A 17396-nucleotide genomic window follows, 5' to 3' on the forward strand; every position below is an offset into this window, starting at 1 on the left:
AGTGAAAGACTCGACTAATTAATAAATAGTTATAATAGGTAAGCCAAGTTCTTTTGCCAAAAAATCAATACTATTAGTGACACTCTCATAAAAAACAGGATAACGTGATTGTATTGATGTTGCATTTAACTCACTTCTCAAACTAACTAAATTCATTGGGTAAGGATATTCTGTGTTCAAAAAGGTGACATAAGCTAATTCTTTTTTTATCCCATTAAAGTCAAGCACACTACTCTCAACATGCATCCTTGTTGTAATTAACTGAATAAATTGTATGGTTAGTTCATGTGTTGCATCAGAATGATAATGTTTAGCCTACTGACTAAATAAATCATAAATAAATTGCAAACTATCTTTATATTGATCATTAGTGATCAAAAAAACATCTAAACTATCCTGTTTTTTTAATGATTTCATTAATTTTTCTAAATGTCTATTAAATTCTTCAGGAACAGTGGTCGTTGTTTGAATATAATGACACTGACTAGATTTTATGACAGATATATAGATATAAAATGAAAAAATATTTTTTTCCTAAATTGCAATATTAAGTTAGCCACCTAGGCAAAAACATCTAAATTTCTATATTATTCTATTAAAATCCATTTTTACCAACATGTTTTGATTTTAAGCTTTTGAATTTCTTCTAAAAATAATGTTGCTGGTTGTCTATAACTTAAGATTTTACGTGGTAAAAGATTAATCTTTTCAGTAGCTAGTTGAATGAACTGTTTTGAATAGTGACAAATTGGAGTTCCTTTCGGAACAACTTGTTTTAATAAACCATTATGTCTTTCATTTGTACCTCGTTCCCAGAAAGAATAAGGATGAGCAAAATAGACATCAGTTATTTGTTGGAGAGCATCATGTAGCGAGCTAAATTCACTACCATTATCAGCAGTAATTGACTGAAACATCTTGCTAAAGCTAGCTTGTCCGAGCTCGGATTTTAATCGATTAGCAGCATAACAAACAGACTCTTCTGTATGATCATCTAACACAACAGTAATCATGTAACGCGTTTTTCTTTCAACAAGAGTAAGTAGAGCATTGTCATCTTTAGATTTTGCACCAATAACGCTATCTATTTCCCAATGACCAAAGCTTTCTCTATTGTTAATTGTACTTGGTCGCTCATCAATTAATTTTCCTAGTTCTTTTTTATGCTTACGACTTCTTTTCTTTTTAGATGAGAGCCTAAGCTTCATCTTGAGGTGATGGTTTCTAATAGGTAAAAATCCTTTATCAATATAGTTATAAAGTGTTTTAGTAGAAACAAGAGGTTTATCCCACGTCCTTAAGGACTTGACAAAACCAACAATGGCATCAGGTGACCAATTAAAGTCAATAATCTGTTTACAGGCATAATTAATAAAGTCAACAGCACTGACTAGCTCAGAATTAGCGCCACAACATTTTCTGTTTTCTATCTATTTAGCTTGTCCTGTTTCAGCTCATTATTTATTGTTTGATGGTGCCGACCTAATCGTTTACCTATTTCTCTATTAGAAGTACCTTTATTATGCCAAACTTCAATAAGTTGTCTTTCCTCAAAGGAAAGATGTTCATAAGGCAGTTTTTGTGTGGTATTCTGAGTTTGTTCCATGATAAAAATTCCTTTCGTTGTTGGGTGGATAATTCAACGATACATGAATTTTTACCATGGTGTTTTTTTATTATTTTAGGGTGGCTAACTTGATTCTACAATTAACCTTCTTTTTTTATTTATATCTTAGTTATTTGAACAATGTTTTACAAATTGTTTAGTGTTATTAATTATTTTAATTGCCCCTTTTTAATGTATTGTTACTTACAAAAAGAAGTCTATGACGTTCAATAATCTTTTATAATGTACAAAAGTAACTCCTATATATCTATTTTTTGACCAAGAAAGAATTTTTTTATGATACGAATAACAAGTAACGATTGACACTACAAGATTCTTTAGATTCCGTTCTTCAATAAATTCAATTTTTACCTTACTTATGCTAATTTGTGACCTTTTTTCATTGAATTATTTTTGATTAGATTATTTATTTGTCTAATTATCCGCTCTTACTTCTCCAAACTAAAAAACCCTTTATATAAGTCATAATCGAACTTACATAAAGGATTATTCCACTGGCATGTTATTCCACGTGAACCCACTATAATCTTATTATTTATTCAATACAAATTAATAGCACATTCTAATTCCTAGAAGACTTTCGATCTTAATATGCCATGTAACACTAATGAAAAATCGCTAAAATATTAAGAGATAGCTTTAGTCTTTCGGTGTAATGGTCATTGCTAGTTATATTAGAAACGTTCACTGTATCAAAAGATAAACCATCTACTTTGATATGTGATAATCTACCACCATTATCCACAACAATTTTAGGCCATTCACAATCTGTGTGGGTATGGATTGATTTATCATTGATTAGTTTCCCCACTTCATCTGACAAAATAGCTGCACCGGCAGTAGCATCTAAGTTTTCTATATCAAAAAATTTAGAAGCAACAAAATTCGTCACACGCTCTGTTTCTTGCCAACTCAAAGGATGCGTGGAAAAAGCTTTTGTCGTTCGGCCTACAATCATGTAGTCCATCTTTTCTTTATGATTGACCAACTGATATAATTCTTTTGGGTTAGTATCTAACCACGTTATAATGCGATCAAAATCACAATACATCAGATTACACGGTGACTGTTTAGTTGTTAATGCATACGATAGTACTTGTCTTCTCGCGTCTGCTGCGCCATTTTTAGGAATTACTTTTACTCGTTTGAACTGATTTGACAGTTGATGAATGACTTCTTGATGAGTGACATCACTCACACATAAATAGACTTCAGAAAATAGTTGCTGTAGTTTTTCACCTAAACCATCACATAAACTTAATAACTGTCCTGATGGATCATGAACTGTTGCCATTAAAATCATAAATGTCCTCCTAACTATTCTTAGGTTTAGTTTACCATATCTTATTTATATCTAACTGTTGACGAAGTTCGTTATATGTTTGATAAGATGGATGTTTTTTAAGCTCATTATTAGCTATATCAAGCGTTTGGTTATTTTTGATTTCTTTAGTTAACTTATCAGCAAATTTAATAAAATCTTGATTTGTTTCCTTATTATAGTCTAATGAATAATATTTTGACTGACGATAGTATGGTTTCAACGATTCATCTGTCATCTTCTTTGGTCTCAGTATTTTTTACCACAACTTGTTTTTTCTCAAAATCTTATTTAGTGGATTTTGTCGTCTCTTTATTGGAATGGTGAGTACAACCCACTAACATCATACTAATCGAAGCAACTAACCATATTTCTAATTTTTTCGTTTCATACTCATCATCTCTTTTCTTACTCCTAATCATTGTTACATACCAATATCCCACTCAAATAAACTATGAATTAATCTCCTATTTATCATTCTAAAATTTTATGAACAACTATGACACTAAAAAATTAATATCCTCCCTGTAATACTGCTTTAAAGATCATTTTTAATCATTTGATTACTAATAAAATTTCTCAATTTAAATCATCTAACTCTTAGCATAACATGAAGAGACAAAATAATTCCTATACAATTATTGTCGAGTAACTATTTTTCTAAGATTTAGACTTTATATTTTGAATAGTAGCTTAAACACGTTATAATTTATATATTAGAAAAAAGTGACAAATTAAATAAGAAAAGGGAGAGATTATATGACAAAAATTTACACTTCAATTGATGAACTTATTGGAAAAACGCCTTTACTTGAATTAAAAGGGATTGAAAATAAACTTGGCCTAGATGCTACTATTTTAGCTAAAGTAGAGTACTTTAATCCAGCTGGTTCGGTAAAAGATAGAATTGCTAAAGCGATGCTAGATACCGCTGAAAAAAGTGGTGTATTAACAAAAGATACAACCATTATCGAACCCACTTCTGGAAATACTGGAATTGGTTTATCTATGATGGCTGCTACACGTGGCTATAAGTTAATTATCGTTATGCCTGAAACAATGTCGGTTGAACGCCGTCAATTAATGAAAGCATACGGTGCAGAACTTGTCTTAACTGAAGGGTCTAAAGGAATGAAAGGTGCGATTGCCAAAGCGGAAGAACTAGCATCTGAAATTGATAATAGTTTTATTCCATCTCAATTCTCAAACCCTGCTAACCCTGAAATCCACTATCAAACAACTGGTCCAGAAATTTGGAATGATACTGAAGGTAATGTTGATATTTTTGTCGCTGGCGTGGGAACTGGTGGAACGGTAACTGGTGTAGGCACATACCTTAAAGAAAAAAATCCTAACGTCAAAGTCATTGCTGTTGAACCCACTGACTCTGCTGTTTTATCTACTGGTGTACCTGGTAGTCATAAAATCCAAGGAATTGGTGCTGGATTTGTCCCTTCTATTTTAGATACATCTGTTTATGACGATATTATCACTGTATCAAATGACGATGCTTTTGAAACAGGTCGTTTACTCGCTGAAGAAGAAGGTATGTTAGTTGGTATTTCTTCAGGTGCTGCAACGTATGCTGCTATTCAATTAGCAAAACAACCTGAAAATAAAAATAAACGTATTGTAGTATTGTTACCAGATTCTGGAGAACGCTATTTATCTACACCAATGTTTACAGAATAGGAAGATTATTATGTCTAGGAATTATGTTGGAATGGAGCAAGCAATTGAAAAAGTTATCTCTGACTTCTTTTCTTTGCTATTTCCAAATTTTTTTGGTTCACACGAACAAACGACAACAAACGACATGTTTCAAGAATCCATTATAACAGGATTAACTTATGTTATAGAGGAAGAAATAGCTATCAAGACTATTGCTGAAGAACTAAACAATAAACTGCCTAATATTCTCACTATAATAAAAACCGATGTTCAGGCGGCTTATGAGAGTGATCCCGCTGCAAAAAGTACGGATGAAATCATTTTAACTTATCCTGGATTTAAAGCCATTAGTATCTATCGTCTTGCCCATGAACTCTATCGACTCAAAGTCCCTATCATCCCTCGTATGTTAACCGAAAAGATGCATAGTCTAACTGGGATTGATATTCACCCAGGAGCCCAAATTGGTTCATACTTTTTCATTGATCATGGAACAGGAGTTGTCATTGGTGAAACAACCGTGATTGGTGAACGCGTAAAAATTTATCAAAATGTCACGCTTGGTGTAAGGAGTTTTGAAATCGCTGAGGATGGCACACTTGCAAAACATGGAAAAAGACACCCTAATATAGGAGATGGTGTGGTTGTCTATGCAGGTGCTACTATTTTGGGTGGAGATACTTTTATTGGAAAAAACTGTATCATTGGAAGTGGTACATGGATTACTAAATCTGTTCCTGAAGATACTCTTGTTGTAAATAAAAACTCAACCTATTAATAAAAAGAAAAGAGTTACGAAGAAGATACCAGCTCTCCTTCATAACTCTTTTTTGCATTAAATACAATACGTTTTGATACAACATAGTTTATAATCGTCGCAATAACTTGAGACAATACGGTAAAGATAAATTCATTCAACAAATAGGCATTTCCCATATATGGACCAATTATAGGATGGCTAAATACGAATTGCTGGTAGTTAACTTTTTGTAGATGAAACAATGAGATCATTGTTCTACTATATTTTTCTACAAAAAAATAAGCTATCCCTAAATCAAGTATAATCACGAAAAAACGTCCTGCTATAAACTCAACAAATTGTTTGAACGAACAATAAAATCCCAAACCAGTATTTTTAAATACGAAAAACTTATTAGCAAAGAATGAAAAAGTGATTGCGACGGTTTGTGCTAGCGTAACTGTTACAAGAACATTATCTGTCCATCCTTTTGACATAAATCGTATAAAAAAATAGATAAAGGTTGCTGTCGTACCAAATACACTATACCACAGTAATTCTCGACGTCTAATCATTCTATCACCCCTTAACTTTTTTCGTTTTAATAAAAAAAGAATGTCCGAAAACATTCTCTTACTTAAAGTAGTACTTCATAATGCTTAATGCATTTCTGTCAATAATCAATTCACCATATTCATCCAAAACATCTCGTGTAATGCTCGTTAATTCCATATACTCATAAATTTTAGATACATCGTTTCTTGCTTGTCCTTCTGTGCTATCTTCCAATAAGAATGATAACTGTAAGTAGTAATTATTATTATAAAAATACAATGAGGATAAGGCGTTTAGTAACTGGATATTATTAGCCAACTCAACAATACTTTCAAAGTCAGATGTTCTAAACACTGTCTCATAAGTTGCACCAAAAATACTATCTTCTAAATAATTAAACTCACCAATATCAGATGATGCTTCCTTTTCTTTTTGGGTCGACTCTGGAGGTGTCATTTGATTTCTTAAATAATCAACAAATCCTTCTGCTTGAGTATTATCAAAATCACTGAAATCTGAATCATCTTCAATCGCCGTATTTTTACTAATAAACAATTCAAGTCCATCATGGTTGGGTAGCACTTGGAACGTTACAGCATCTGTTCCTTGGAATTGTTCATCTACATCGACCTCTTCTAAAATACTATAAAAGAATGTCTCTATTTGCCTTTGATTCCCAAGCAAATCTAAAAAAGTGATTCCGCGTTCTGCAAGATCATCATTCCCAATTGATACTCGAATTGTATTCTCATTAATTCGTTCCATTTCCATATGGCTACACCTCTTTTCAAAAGTATTTACATAGTTCTATTGTAAAGCATATTGATAAAAAGTAAAGAAAATCACCTTTACTTAGTCCGTTTTACCTACGAAAATTAGTGAATTTTAAGAAAAAAAAGATACATTTGAACAACTAGTCAAATCCATCTTCTTATAACAAGTATTTTTATTAATTTTTGTAAACTTATTTATTATATCCCTGCCATTAATTGAGCTTGTTTTAATTCAATGGCTCTAACTTCTCTAGGCAAGAATCGACGAATCTCGTCTTCATTAAATCCTACTTGGAGTCTTTTTTCATCGATCATAATAGGACGACGTAGTAATCCAGGATTTTGTTGTACTAACTCTAATAACTCTGGAAGTGATAACTCGTCTAAATCAACATCTAACTTTTGAAATACTTTTGAACGAGTAGAGATGATTTCCTCTGTACCATCTTCAGTCATTCTTAGAATTTCCTTTAGTTCATCTTGTGTTAACGGCTCCGAGAATATGTTGCGCTCAACAAATTCTATTTGATTTTCTTGTAACCAAGCACGTGCTTTTCGACAAGATGTACAGCTAGGTGAAGTGTATAATTTTAACATATATGTCACTTCCTTTCACAAGTAATAAGTAGAATAAATCTATTAACTAAAATCTTCCATATACAAATTGTACTATAAAAAACCTATGATTACTAGGTTTTTTTAGGATTATCTCATCATTCTTAATACTTTTTTATAATATCCGATACATAAAAAAACATGTTTTTTTATCTTTTAATTGAATTTTTCACATATTGGTGTCTCTTTTCATAACACATATTCTGTCATGATAAAAAATACTATTTTATCACCTATTCATTATAACTTTCTAGTATAATACTATTATAACTAAATTTTTTACGGAGGCATGATTATTTTATGAAAACTATTTTTTCAGGTATTCAACCAAGTGGTATTCCGACCATTGGAAACTATATTGGCGCGATGAAACAATTCGTCCAACTACAAAACGACTACCATTGTTTCTTTTGTATCGTAGATGAACATGCGATTACTGTACCACAAGATCGTTTAAAACTAAGAAAACAAATTTTACAATTAGCCTCTTTATATCTTGCTGTGGGCATTGATCCAGAAAAGGCAACTGTTTTTATCCAATCTGAAGTTCCAGCACATGCAGAAGCAGCATGGATTGTACAGTGTAACACATCTCTTGGTGAATTGGAACGTATGACACAATTTAAAGACAAATCACAAAAAGCAGGCTCAACATCAGTCAGTGCAGGTCTTTTAACATATCCACCCTTAATGGTTGCTGACATTATCCTCTACAATGCTGATTTAGTTCCTGTTGGAGAGGACCAAAAACAACATTTAGAATTAACTAGAGACTTCGTTGAACGCTTCAATTCTCGTTACGCAGAAAAGCAAAATCAACCACTTCTTGTTCTTCCTGAGGTGAAAATTCCAGATAAAAATGCTGGTGGACGTGTGATGAGTTTACAAGATCCTACCAAAAAAATGAGTAAATCTGACAGTAATAGTAAGGGATTTATCTCAATGTTGGACGAACCAGATGTAATACGAAAAAAAATCCGTTCAGCTGTCACTGATTCAAGTGGAAACATTGAATATGATGTTGAAAACAAACCAGGGATATCTAACTTACTAGTTATCTACTCATCTCTATCTGATTTCACGATTGGTGAATTAGTAGAAAAATATGCCACTGCTGGATACGCTGAATTCAAAAATGATTTAGCTGAAGTGGTAGTAAATGTACTTGAACCTATTCAAACACGTTATAATGAATTATTGACTTCTGAAGAATTACAAATAATCCTTGATGAAGGCGCTATTGAAGCATCTAAAGTAGCAAATAAAACATTACGTAAAATGAAAAATGCTGTCGGCTTAGGACGAAAAGCAAAACGCTAATTTCTTTATAAATTACGTATTTATGCTAAACTAATACTAAAGAAATAATTGAAAGGAGAGTTTTTATATGTCAGATAAAGCACCCATGGATACCAATGCCATGTTAACTCAAAAAATGATTGAAACTCGTACGATTTTAATTTATGGAGGAATCAATCAAGACTTAGCAAAAGAAGTAAGTAGTCAATTACTACTACTTTCTGCTTTGAGTGATGAACCAATTACAATTTATATCAATAGTCAAGGGGGCCATGTTGAAGCTGGAGACACCATTCATGACATGATTAAATTTGTAAAACCCGAAGTAAAAATCGTTGGAACTGGTTGGGTCGCAAGTGCCGGGATTACTATTTTCTTAGCTGCTAAGAAAGAAAATCGCTATGCTTTACCTAATACACGTTTCATGATTCATCAACCAGCTGGTGGTGTGCAAGGGCAAAGTACGGAAATTCAAATAGAAGCACGTGAAATTGTTAAAATGCGTGAACGCATTAACCGTTTAATTGCTGAAGCAACTGGGCAAACGTATGAAAAAATTTCTGAAGACACAGACAGAAACTTTTGGATGTCAGTTGATGAGGCAAAAGACTATGGTATTGTATCAAACATTATCTCATCATCTAGCGAATTAAAATAAACACAAATATCCCCGTATTGAGTTAATCGATACGGGGATATTTTTATAATTCTTCTTTAATTTTTTCTAACCACTTAGTTGTCCCTTTATCTACCAACTCATAGGTTAAATCAAAATCTCCTGTATAGTAGGGATCAGGAATATTTTCCTTTTCTAGTCCAACTTCTTCTGATAATAATAAGTGAATTTTATGTAGTGAATCAATGTCTGGTGATAGTCCTTCTAAAACACGGATATTATTTTCATCCATGGCAATAATGTAATCATATTCATGAAAATCATCTGAAGATATTTTTTCAGCAAATAACCCATCACATGATAAGCCAACTTCTTTTAGTTTATCTTGTGTACCTTTATGAGGTGCATCTCCATCATTCCAGCTGCCAGTTGCTCTTGACGACACTTGTATCTTATCCGCTAATCCACTATCCTTAACTTTTTCTCTAAAAACTATTTCTGCCATAGGCGAGCGGCAAATGTTCCCTAAACAAACAAATAATACCTTCTTCATCCATTATCCCCCTTAAAAAAATAAAAAGCCTTAGGACTTCTAGGCTCTATATCTTTTATTATCCTATTAATTCCTCTTCACTGTCGTGAAATAAAACTTCAACTGAATGAGTTAAAATATCAGTATAGCTATATGATACACGTTCAAAAGCATTTTCTTCTTGATCTAATTGTACAATAAAAACGGATGGATATAATTCGGCTAAAACGCCATGACGCTCAGTTTGCTTTTTACGACCAGTTTGAGCTACCAATTTTATTCTACTACCAACTTTATTTTCTAATTCTTCTTTTATAGTGGAGATATTTATAGACATTTTATTCACCTCTTTGTCTAAGTATACCATAGACGAACAAAAAATACAAATTTTACCATAATTGTTTTTATTTTTCAACACTATTTTTATTTTTTCATAGAATAATTAGTATTTTTTATTAAGAGAGATAACTACTTTATTTTTTATGGATTAATACAATAATGCATAAACTTTTTCTTCACACGGGATAACGCTCGTTTATCCTTTAATTGGCTACACTCTTCTATAGTATTTTTAACAAACACTTGTCTTTCGTATTCAGATAATGACTCAGAAAATAATAACGCATTTTCCTTATAAAAAATATACTTAAAATTTTCTGATGACCTTTTTTCTACTAAAGCTTTCGTTCCATCGATTTCTTCGACACTTATCGCCCCAGTTTCTTTATCTGCTCTTCTTTTATACGCTTCTTGGTGTCTAATCAATGAAAAAACATGATTTTTAAAATTCATACGAAAAAAACTACCAAATGTTGCACCTTTTTTTCGATCAAATGTTTGAATTGATTTATAACAACAAATCCGACCTTCTTGTAACCAATCATCTGTATCAAAATACATCAAATGATAAACCCGTTTCACACGATAAACGATCGGCTGATACGTTTCAAAAATATAAGCGAAAGAATATGAACAACCTTTTTTCGCTCTCTCAATAAGTAGTTCTAAAATCTCTTCTTCCATAAAGCCTCCTTATTTTTTTGAAAGCGTTATCTCTCTTCGCGTTTTATTATAACACCTTTATTTATAATGTAGGTTTAATATTTTTTGAATTTTATATGAAAAATTCGTTTCTTTTATTTGCCCAAAATATGGTTTTTAAAACTAACTACCCTCTATTTGTTTAATACTATAACGTAATAAATTATTCTTCGAATCATGAGTAATCGTTATTTTTTCATTTGTTTCATCAAATGGTCCTATGGTAAATACTTCATACTGATCATCTAATATTTCAACATCTTTAATATAATTAGAAAAAACCTCACGAAATCGTTGCATCTTACTTAACTTTTTAATTGCTTTCTCGTAAGCCATAGAAAGAGTATACCCACTATCTAAGTATTCTTTTATTAGCTCTACTTTTATAATGTCACTTAACTTATAAGCTCTTGGACTATTTGGATCTGGTTGAATTGACTTTATATATCCTTTCTTTTCCCAATACCTTAGTTGTCTTGTTGTTGCTCCTGTTTTTTTAGTCAATTCGCTGATCCCCATACGTATATCCTCATGTTCTATCCACTCTTTAATCTTTGACACCATATAACCTAATCCCTACCTTCTAGCGACTTTTATCTCTTCTTAATATACACCTGACGAACATCCGTGTCAATGTAGTTGACAATATTGTTCGCCAGGTGTATATTATTTTTTGTTGTAAAAATAAACTTACTAGGAGGAAATCTCATGAGTGATACACATTCCTTAGATATTCATGGTAACACCTATAAACGTAGTCTACTCGTTACTGTACTTTTAATTGGAACTTTTTGTACAGTATTAAATCAAACGCTACTTACTACTGCTTTTCCAACATTAATGGAAGATTTTAATGTTTCTGCTGCGACTATTCAATGGTTAACAACAGGATTTTTATTAGTTAACGGAATTATGATTCCTATTTCTGCGTGGCTTATGAATAAATTCAACTCAAAAAATTTATACATTGGTGCGATGAGTATTTTCTTAGTTGGAACGATTCTTTGTGCGATTGCTCCAACATTTTCTATGCTACTAACTGGCAGACTAGTTCAAGCTGCTGGAGTTGGTGTGTCAATGCCTTTAATGCAAAATATTATGTTAAACATCTTTCCACCAGAAAAGCGTGGTGCCGCGATGGGCGGAGCCGGAATTGTTATTGGACTTGCTCCAGCTTTAGGACCAACACTATCTGGTTACATTATCGATCATTATGTATGGCGTGACTTATTTTATATGGTCATTCCTATTGTTGTATTAGTTATCATTTTGTCGCTTTTTGCTATGAAGAGCGTATTAGAACTTTCTAATCCTGCTATCGATGTTTTATCTATCTGTCTTTCTACTCTAGGATTCGGTTCATTACTTTATGGATTTTCTAGTGTCGGCAATGATGGATGGGGCAGCACAAAAGTTATCAGCTTTTTAGCTGTTGGGATTATGACATTAATTATTTTCACTTGGCGACAATTAACCATTGAAACACCATTTTTAGAGCTTAGAGTGTTTAAATCAAAAACTTATACGATTGCAACAATTCTTTCCAGTTTAGCAAACATGGCAATGATTGGAGCTGAAATGGTTCTTCCTTTATACATTCAAAATATTCGAGGCGAATCTGCGTTTCACTCTGGTTTAATGTTATTGCCTGGTGCATTAGTCATGGGATTCATGATGCCAATTACTGGGAGAATTTTTGATAAACATGGAGCAAAACGTTTAGGTATCATGGGGATGTTTTTACTGACAAGTGCGACAATTCCTTTTATGTTCCTAACTGAAACAACTCCTGTTATTTATATTATTACGTTATATGCTGTTCGTATGTTTGGTATTTCCATGGTTATGATGCCTTTAACAACTCTTGGTATGAACTCATTACCAAAACATTTAATGACACATGGGACTGCCGTAAACAGTACCTTACGACAAGTAGCTAGCTCAGTGGGTACAGCTATTTTAATTAGTGTCTTAACAAACCAAACTAAAAATGCGTTACCAAAAGAATCTCTATTAAAATCATCTCCTCTTGAATACAAAGAATTAGCCACTCATGCCACTTTAACAGGTTACCATGCTGCCTTTTTAGTTGCTGTTTTATTCGGGATTATCGGTTTAGTCACCACATTCTTTATTCACGAAAATTCTAAAAAAGCATCTCAAAGTAAGGAGGTCATCTCATGATTGTCATCTTAGTTATTCTTAGTGTGTTACTATTTGCTTTCACATTTATTTTCTCAAAATCAACATGGCAATACATTTTAACCGTGATTTTCGGTATTGTTTTTATCGGAAGTATTGTATTAATGGAAATGAATTATGCTCATCACTTTGGAATGGAGAAAGAAACAACAACGAAAGAAATTTCTCTTGTGAGTTCAGCTGATGCAGAGAATTTAAACATTCTATTATACCAACCTGTAGGAACAAAAGGAGATAAAGTCTATCTGTATAAAACAACACCTACTCAGAAAAAAGTCTCTCAAACAGGAACAGATCATGTAACAAACACTGTCAAAACAGCCGATACAGATAAAGCAGCTCTAGAAATAAAAACGACTCGTTGGGTATATAAAGATTCTTTTTATGACTTATTATTTGGTATTTCTGGAAACAATAAAGAATTTGATTCTAGAAAAAATACGTTCTATCTTCCAAGTGATTGGTTAGAATTAAGCACAGATCAAGCTAAAAAACTAGAAGAAGAAATGTCTGCTAAAAAGGACACCCTAGAAGCAGATATAAAAAAATATGTTGCTGATAAACTAAAAGAAGAGATTACTAAGGATCCAGCTATCGCAACAAATAAAGATAAACAAACAGAATTATCTGAAACTTATGCTAAAGAATATAAAGAAAAAATGATGTCTGATATTCTGAAAAATATTTCAAAATAGACAAAACCAGTATCACACTGATTCAAGTGTCGATACTGGTTTTTTATTGACCAAAATGGCACCTTTACTATTGACTAGATTTTATATTATAATTATAAAAAATAATTTAATAACAAAAAAGGAGTTACTCATGACAAACTTTACTAATAACAAAAACAAAGAGGAGCAAACACTCAAATTAAATGCTATTGTTTTATTATTTGCAGTTGTTTTATTGAGCTTATGCGTTGTTTTCTACCTTATTGGCTTATTTGCTAATCCTAGTTTAGAAAACTTTTTTGCAGATGTATCTAGTATTCTTTTTACTGGCTCAGTCGCAACTGGTATATTATATTTGGTTAAAATAGTGTTTGATTCACTTATACGTTCTGCCAAAAAATAAAAAATAACCCGTCACCATAATAAAGGTAATGGGTCATTTTGTTTAATGATACATTAAATCATCAAATAACTCTTGTAGTGTTTTGACTTGTTCTTGATTCCAAGGACTATTTCGTCTCAAATTTTGATATTGGTAGTCCTGTGTGTCAGAATGAATTTCTTTTTCCACTTCTTTAATCGAATTAAACAGCTCTCGTGCCGATACTCGTAGTGCTCCTTGAGAGAAAATCACCCATTGTTCCGCTAAATCACTTGTTGCCACGCGAACAGTGGTCAATGCATTCATTTTATTAGGCACCTCTCGTTCAATATAAGTATCCGCCGTTTCATCTTCTTTTGTAAAAATAACCGTCAAGCCATACTTGTCATATGTTTGCTGAATTCCAGGAACAAGTTGGGCATCAAATACAACGATGATTTCGATTCCTTTATACTTTGCATAATTGGATAAGATAAATAATAATTGGTCTCTAGCGTCACCTAGTTTATCTTGTTTTTTCAAACGATTTAACTCAGGCCAAGCACCAATCATGTTGTATCCATCAACAAAGAGGACTTGATGTTTTAATTTTCGTGTCATGTGATGCCCTCCATAATCTATCTCCTTTTTCTATGCACTTCATACATTAATAAGCCAGCTGCAACGCTCGCATTGAGACTTTGAACATGTCCATCTATCGGAATGGTAATCATCTCGTCTACTTCTTTTTTAAGTGCTTGTCCCATTCCTTTTCCTTCATTACCAATAATTAAAGCAATGTCTCCTGAAACATTCCACTGAGTATAATCTGTGCCTTCCATATCTGTCCCAAATACCCAGATATTTTCTTTTTTTAGTTCCTTAACTGTTTGCGAAAGGTTTGTCACTCGTGAAATAGGAATGTGTTCTACCGCCCCAGTAGAAGTTTTCACTACCACTGGTGTCACTCCGACTGCACGATGTTTTGGAATAATCACACCATCAACATTTACTGCATCAGCTGTTCTTAAGATAGAACCTAAGTTATGTGGGTCCATAATGCTATCTAAAATTAAGAAAAAACGATTTTCTTTTTCTTTGGTTTTTTCTAGTAATTCTGATAACGATAGGTATTCATATGGCGTAATTTTTAAGACGATGCCTTGATGATTTAAGCCATCCACCATTTCATCTAATTTAGATTTTGGTACCCATTTGATAGACACAATCTTCTCTTGAGCCAATTGTTTAATCTCTTCAATTTTATTTCCTTTAATATCTTCTTGTAAAAATAATTTATTGCCTCGATTAGCTTGCAGTGCTTCTATTGTGGCATGTTTTCCTAACACCACATCATCCATTTCTGGCGTTGACTCATCTGCTTCTTGTTGATTTTTTTTATCAAATTTTGGGCGTTGTCTATCTGGTCTTCGTTTATTTTGAGGTTTTCTCATTGTTTTTTTCTCCTATTGTTTGAATACACCATGCAATAATTTCTTCTAAGCGTTCTTTTTGCTCTGTTAAATGTAGATACCCCATCAATGCTTCAAATCCAGTTGATGATCGATACACAGCAATCGACGTATTTTTGGCACTCGTATGACTTTTAGCATTACGTCCACGGCGATAGATATCTTGTTCTATTTCAGCTAATAAGTCTTGCATCATCATTTGTTCAATCAAATAATGTTGTGCTTTTGCTGAAACATAATGTGTTGCTAAACGGTGTAATTGATTCGGGCGAGTTTGCCCACTTTTTACTAAATAATCGCGAATATATGTCTCATATATGGCATCCCCCACATAAGCTAGTGTTAACCCACTTAATAAGGTATAATCTTTTTCATTTGTCATTCACTTCTACTCCATCTTGTTCCTTGAGGGGTATCTTCTAAAATAATCCCTTGTTCTTTTAATAAATCACGTATCTCATCACTTCTAGCAAAGTTTTTTTCTTTACGAGCGGCATTTCTCTCAGCGATTAACGCATCAATGTCACCGTCTAATAAATCCGTTTGATTAACAAGTTCAATCCCAAAAATAAGCATTAGTTTTTCTAATGTTTCTTGGTAAGCCGTGATAACTTCTTTTGACACCGCATCTTCTTCTAGATAACGATTCAAGTATTTCACTAATTGATAAACAACCGTGATACCGTTCGCGGCATTGAAATCATCGTCCATCTCTGTGACAAATTCTATCATTAATGAAGACAACTCTTTTAACCAATCATGGTCGTTTTCTAAAGAATCCACTGCTGTTTCTAATCTAAACGTTGCATTATTGTAACTACTTTTTATACGTCCTAAATTAGTCGTTGCTTCTTTGATGGTTGTCTCATTGAAAGGCATTGGTCGACGATAATGTGTCGTTGATAAAGCGAAACGCACCACTTCTGGTGACACATCTTTCATCAAATCATGTGCGGTAATAAAGTTGCCAAGTGATTTACTCATTTTTTCACCTGATTCACCTACAGTTAGATACGCATTATGCATCCAATAATGAGCAAACGTTTCACCCGTTTTCGCTTCACTTTGAGCTATTTCATTTTCATGATGAGGGAATTCTAAATCCTGTCCACCTGCATGAATATCTATTGTATCACCTAAATGTTTAGTTGCCATCACAGAGCACTCAATATGCCAGCCTGGACGACCTTTTCCCCAAGGTGAATCCCATGATACTTCATGCTCTTTTGCTTCTTTCCATAAAGCAAAGTCTAGCGGGTCTTCCTTTTTAGCTGATTCAGCACCCGTTCTTTGACTCGCACCTGTCTCTAATTCATCAATACTTTTATTACTTAATTTACCATATGGTTCAAATTTACGCGTACGATAGTACACATCTCCTTGTGACTCATAGGCATATCCTTTTTCAACCAACACAGAAATAAAGTCGATAATGTCATCAATATGATCAACAACACGTGGATGCAGACAAGCTGGTTGCACATTTAATTTGCCAGTGTCTTCTTTAAATGCGTCAATAAATTTATCTGCTAATTCTTTGGTTGAAATACCTTCTTGATTCGCTGTCTTAATAATTTTATCATCCACATCTGTAAAGTTAGAAACATAATTAACTTTGTAGCCCCTAAATTCAAAATAACGGCGAACAGTATCAAATGCTACGGTACTTCTAGCATTTCCTATATGAATGTAGTTATAAACAGTTGGTCCGCATAGATACATGCTGACTTCATTTGGTTTAATTGGCACAAAATTTTCTTTTTTACGACTTAAAGTATTATAAATTTTTATTCCCATGATTCTCTCCTCTCACAAACAAAAAAGCACCCTTTAACAATACACATATACTGTTAAAAGACGCTCTCACGTGGTTCCACTTTTTTTCATTCACTTTACTT

General features: G+C 32.8%; 21 protein-coding genes, 1 pseudogene and 1 other annotated feature (1 of these 23 running past the window's edge). Of the genes and pseudogenes, 7 read left to right on the plus strand and 15 right to left on the minus strand.

What is annotated here, in order from left to right; translation table 11 throughout:
• Positions 1 to 18: 18 nt before the first annotated feature.
• The 4 genes and pseudogenes from BHY08_RS09305 to BHY08_RS09320 all read right to left on the minus strand — a co-directional run bounded on the left by BHY08_RS09305 (position 19) and on the right by BHY08_RS09320 (position 3186).
• Positions 19 to 228 (minus strand): hypothetical protein, encoded by a 210-nt coding sequence (locus tag BHY08_RS09305; RefSeq protein WP_071457594.1) that lies wholly within the window; start codon positions 226 to 228, stop codon positions 19 to 21.
• A 380-nt stretch (positions 229 to 608) separates the two neighbouring features.
• Positions 609 to 1606, minus strand: a pseudogene (locus tag BHY08_RS10835) (IS30 family transposase).
• Positions 1607 to 2231: 625 nt separating this feature from the next.
• Positions 2232 to 2930 carry a hypothetical protein gene (locus BHY08_RS09315; protein ID WP_071457595.1) on the minus strand — a complete coding sequence of 233 codons (699 nt, stop codon included), beginning with the start codon at positions 2928 to 2930 and terminating at the stop codon, positions 2232 to 2234.
• Between the two features lie 31 nt (positions 2931 to 2961).
• Positions 2962 to 3186 (minus strand): hypothetical protein, encoded by a 225-nt coding sequence (locus tag BHY08_RS09320; protein ID WP_071457596.1) that lies wholly within the window; start codon positions 3184 to 3186, stop codon positions 2962 to 2964.
• A 521-nt stretch (positions 3187 to 3707) separates the two neighbouring features.
• Here BHY08_RS09320 and cysK point away from each other — a divergent pair.
• Positions 3708 to 4640, plus strand: a complete 933-nt coding sequence (gene cysK / locus BHY08_RS09325) for a cysteine synthase A (protein ID WP_071457597.1) — start codon at positions 3708 to 3710, stop codon at positions 4638 to 4640.
• Between the two features lie 10 nt (positions 4641 to 4650).
• The gene (gene epsC, locus BHY08_RS09330; protein WP_071457598.1) at positions 4651 to 5397 is read left to right on the plus strand and encodes a serine O-acetyltransferase EpsC; all 747 of its coding nucleotides are present in this window, start codon (positions 4651 to 4653) and stop codon (positions 5395 to 5397) included.
• Positions 5398 to 5411: 14 nt separating this feature from the next.
• On the opposite strand, the gene BHY08_RS09335 is transcribed toward epsC, so the two are convergent.
• From BHY08_RS09335 to spxA, 3 genes are all read right to left on the minus strand, one after another.
• Positions 5412 to 5933, minus strand: coding sequence for a GtrA family protein (locus BHY08_RS09335; RefSeq protein WP_071457599.1), 522 nt, complete (start codon positions 5931 to 5933; stop codon positions 5412 to 5414).
• 58 nt (positions 5934 to 5991) lie between these two features.
• Positions 5992 to 6684, minus strand: coding sequence for an adaptor protein MecA (locus tag BHY08_RS09340; protein WP_071457600.1), 693 nt, complete (start codon positions 6682 to 6684; stop codon positions 5992 to 5994).
• A 200-nt stretch (positions 6685 to 6884) separates the two neighbouring features.
• Positions 6885 to 7283 carry a transcriptional regulator SpxA gene (gene spxA, locus BHY08_RS09345; protein WP_071457601.1) on the minus strand — a complete coding sequence of 133 codons (399 nt, stop codon included), beginning with the start codon at positions 7281 to 7283 and terminating at the stop codon, positions 6885 to 6887.
• Between the two features lie 318 nt (positions 7284 to 7601).
• Here spxA and trpS point away from each other — a divergent pair, with 318 nt between their 5' ends.
• Entirely contained in the window at positions 7602 to 8621 is a 1020-nt protein-coding gene (gene trpS, locus BHY08_RS09350) for a tryptophan--tRNA ligase (RefSeq protein WP_071457602.1), read from the plus strand.
• A gap of 67 nt (positions 8622 to 8688) precedes the next feature.
• Complete coding sequence (locus BHY08_RS09355) at positions 8689 to 9258, plus strand: ATP-dependent Clp protease proteolytic subunit (protein WP_071457603.1); 570 nt, start codon at positions 8689 to 8691, stop codon at positions 9256 to 9258.
• A gap of 43 nt (positions 9259 to 9301) precedes the next feature.
• Here BHY08_RS09355 and BHY08_RS09360 read toward each other — a convergent pair whose 3' ends face one another.
• The 4 genes from BHY08_RS09360 to BHY08_RS09375 form a co-directional block, all read right to left on the minus strand.
• On the minus strand, positions 9302 to 9769 hold the full coding sequence (locus BHY08_RS09360) for a low molecular weight protein-tyrosine-phosphatase (protein WP_071457604.1): 468 nt from the start codon (positions 9767 to 9769) through the stop codon (positions 9302 to 9304).
• Between the two features lie 58 nt (positions 9770 to 9827).
• The gene (locus BHY08_RS09365) at positions 9828 to 10085 is read right to left on the minus strand and encodes a Veg family protein (RefSeq protein WP_071457605.1); all 258 of its coding nucleotides are present in this window, start codon (positions 10083 to 10085) and stop codon (positions 9828 to 9830) included.
• Positions 10086 to 10228: 143 nt separating this feature from the next.
• Positions 10229 to 10771: a sigma factor gene (locus tag BHY08_RS09370; RefSeq protein ID WP_071457606.1), complete on the minus strand. Its 543-nt coding sequence runs from the start codon at positions 10769 to 10771 to the stop codon at positions 10229 to 10231.
• Positions 10772 to 10912: 141 nt separating this feature from the next.
• The gene (locus tag BHY08_RS09375; RefSeq protein ID WP_071457607.1) at positions 10913 to 11353 is read right to left on the minus strand and encodes a MerR family transcriptional regulator; all 441 of its coding nucleotides are present in this window, start codon (positions 11351 to 11353) and stop codon (positions 10913 to 10915) included.
• Between the two features lie 144 nt (positions 11354 to 11497).
• Here BHY08_RS09375 and BHY08_RS09380 point away from each other — a divergent pair, with 144 nt between their 5' ends.
• The 3 genes from BHY08_RS09380 to BHY08_RS09390 all read left to right on the plus strand — a co-directional run bounded on the left by BHY08_RS09380 (position 11498) and on the right by BHY08_RS09390 (position 14068).
• Positions 11498 to 12973 (plus strand): MDR family MFS transporter, encoded by a 1476-nt coding sequence (locus BHY08_RS09380; RefSeq protein WP_071457608.1) that lies wholly within the window; start codon positions 11498 to 11500, stop codon positions 12971 to 12973.
• The gene (locus BHY08_RS09385) at positions 12970 to 13686 is read left to right on the plus strand and encodes a DUF4811 domain-containing protein (protein WP_071457609.1); all 717 of its coding nucleotides are present in this window, start codon (positions 12970 to 12972) and stop codon (positions 13684 to 13686) included. The genes BHY08_RS09380 and BHY08_RS09385 overlap by 4 nt, the downstream gene beginning before the upstream one ends.
• A 130-nt stretch (positions 13687 to 13816) precedes the next feature.
• Positions 13817 to 14068 (plus strand): hypothetical protein, encoded by a 252-nt coding sequence (locus tag BHY08_RS09390; RefSeq protein ID WP_071457610.1) that lies wholly within the window; start codon positions 13817 to 13819, stop codon positions 14066 to 14068.
• A 42-nt stretch (positions 14069 to 14110) separates the two neighbouring features.
• Here the strand turns inward: BHY08_RS09390 and BHY08_RS09395 are convergent, their stop codons facing one another.
• The 4 genes from BHY08_RS09395 to cysS are packed head-to-tail and all read right to left on the minus strand — an operon-like array spanning position 14111 to position 17295.
• Entirely contained in the window at positions 14111 to 14647 is a 537-nt protein-coding gene (locus BHY08_RS09395; RefSeq protein WP_071457611.1) for an NYN domain-containing protein, read from the minus strand.
• A gap of 17 nt (positions 14648 to 14664) precedes the next feature.
• Positions 14665 to 15480: a 23S rRNA (guanosine(2251)-2'-O)-methyltransferase RlmB gene (gene rlmB / locus BHY08_RS09400; RefSeq protein ID WP_071457612.1), complete on the minus strand. Its 816-nt coding sequence runs from the start codon at positions 15478 to 15480 to the stop codon at positions 14665 to 14667.
• Complete coding sequence (locus BHY08_RS09405) at positions 15461 to 15880, minus strand: Mini-ribonuclease 3 (RefSeq protein ID WP_071457613.1); 420 nt, start codon at positions 15878 to 15880, stop codon at positions 15461 to 15463. The genes rlmB and BHY08_RS09405 overlap by 20 nt, the downstream gene beginning before the upstream one ends.
• Positions 15877 to 17295, minus strand: coding sequence for a cysteine--tRNA ligase (cysS, locus tag BHY08_RS09410; protein WP_071457614.1), 1419 nt, complete (start codon positions 17293 to 17295; stop codon positions 15877 to 15879). Before cysS ends, BHY08_RS09405 begins: the two co-directional genes overlap by 4 nt.
• Positions 17296 to 17348: 53 nt before the next feature.
• Positions 17349 to 17396: a binding site (T-box leader), on the minus strand (it continues 163 nt past the right edge of the window).

Origin of the sequence: Vagococcus teuberi (assembly GCF_001870205.1) — a bacterium.
Taxonomy (GTDB): Bacteria; Bacillota; Bacilli; order Lactobacillales; family Vagococcaceae; genus Vagococcus; species Vagococcus teuberi.

Coding starts and splice junctions, on each gene's coding strand:
- BHY08_RS09315 (WP_071457595.1), bottom strand. CDS start 2,930: ATGATTTTAATGGCAACAGTTCATGATCCATCAGGACAGTTATTAAGT.
- BHY08_RS09320 (WP_071457596.1), bottom strand. CDS start 3,186: ATGACAGATGAATCGTTGAAACCATACTATCGTCAGTCAAAATATTAT.
- cysK (WP_071457597.1), top strand. CDS start 3,708: ATGACAAAAATTTACACTTCAATTGATGAACTTATTGGAAAAACGCCT.
- epsC (WP_071457598.1), top strand. CDS start 4,651: ATGTCTAGGAATTATGTTGGAATGGAGCAAGCAATTGAAAAAGTTATC.
- BHY08_RS09335 (WP_071457599.1), bottom strand. CDS start 5,933: ATGATTAGACGTCGAGAATTACTGTGGTATAGTGTATTTGGTACGACA.
- BHY08_RS09340 (WP_071457600.1), bottom strand. CDS start 6,684: ATGGAAATGGAACGAATTAATGAGAATACAATTCGAGTATCAATTGGG.
- spxA (WP_071457601.1), bottom strand. CDS start 7,283: ATGTTAAAATTATACACTTCACCTAGCTGTACATCTTGTCGAAAAGCA.
- trpS (WP_071457602.1), top strand. CDS start 7,602: ATGAAAACTATTTTTTCAGGTATTCAACCAAGTGGTATTCCGACCATT.
- BHY08_RS09355 (WP_071457603.1), top strand. CDS start 8,689: ATGTCAGATAAAGCACCCATGGATACCAATGCCATGTTAACTCAAAAA.
- BHY08_RS09360 (WP_071457604.1), bottom strand. CDS start 9,769: ATGAAGAAGGTATTATTTGTTTGTTTAGGGAACATTTGCCGCTCGCCT.
- BHY08_RS09365 (WP_071457605.1), bottom strand. CDS start 10,085: ATGTCTATAAATATCTCCACTATAAAAGAAGAATTAGAAAATAAAGTT.
- BHY08_RS09370 (WP_071457606.1), bottom strand. CDS start 10,771: ATGGAAGAAGAGATTTTAGAACTACTTATTGAGAGAGCGAAAAAAGGT.
- BHY08_RS09375 (WP_071457607.1), bottom strand. CDS start 11,353: ATGGTGTCAAAGATTAAAGAGTGGATAGAACATGAGGATATACGTATG.
- BHY08_RS09380 (WP_071457608.1), top strand. CDS start 11,498: ATGAGTGATACACATTCCTTAGATATTCATGGTAACACCTATAAACGT.
- BHY08_RS09385 (WP_071457609.1), top strand. CDS start 12,970: ATGATTGTCATCTTAGTTATTCTTAGTGTGTTACTATTTGCTTTCACA.
- BHY08_RS09390 (WP_071457610.1), top strand. CDS start 13,817: ATGACAAACTTTACTAATAACAAAAACAAAGAGGAGCAAACACTCAAA.
- BHY08_RS09395 (WP_071457611.1), bottom strand. CDS start 14,647: ATGACACGAAAATTAAAACATCAAGTCCTCTTTGTTGATGGATACAAC.
- rlmB (WP_071457612.1), bottom strand. CDS start 15,480: ATGAGAAAACCTCAAAATAAACGAAGACCAGATAGACAACGCCCAAAA.
- BHY08_RS09405 (WP_071457613.1), bottom strand. CDS start 15,880: ATGACAAATGAAAAAGATTATACCTTATTAAGTGGGTTAACACTAGCT.
- cysS (WP_071457614.1), bottom strand. CDS start 17,295: ATGGGAATAAAAATTTATAATACTTTAAGTCGTAAAAAAGAAAATTTT.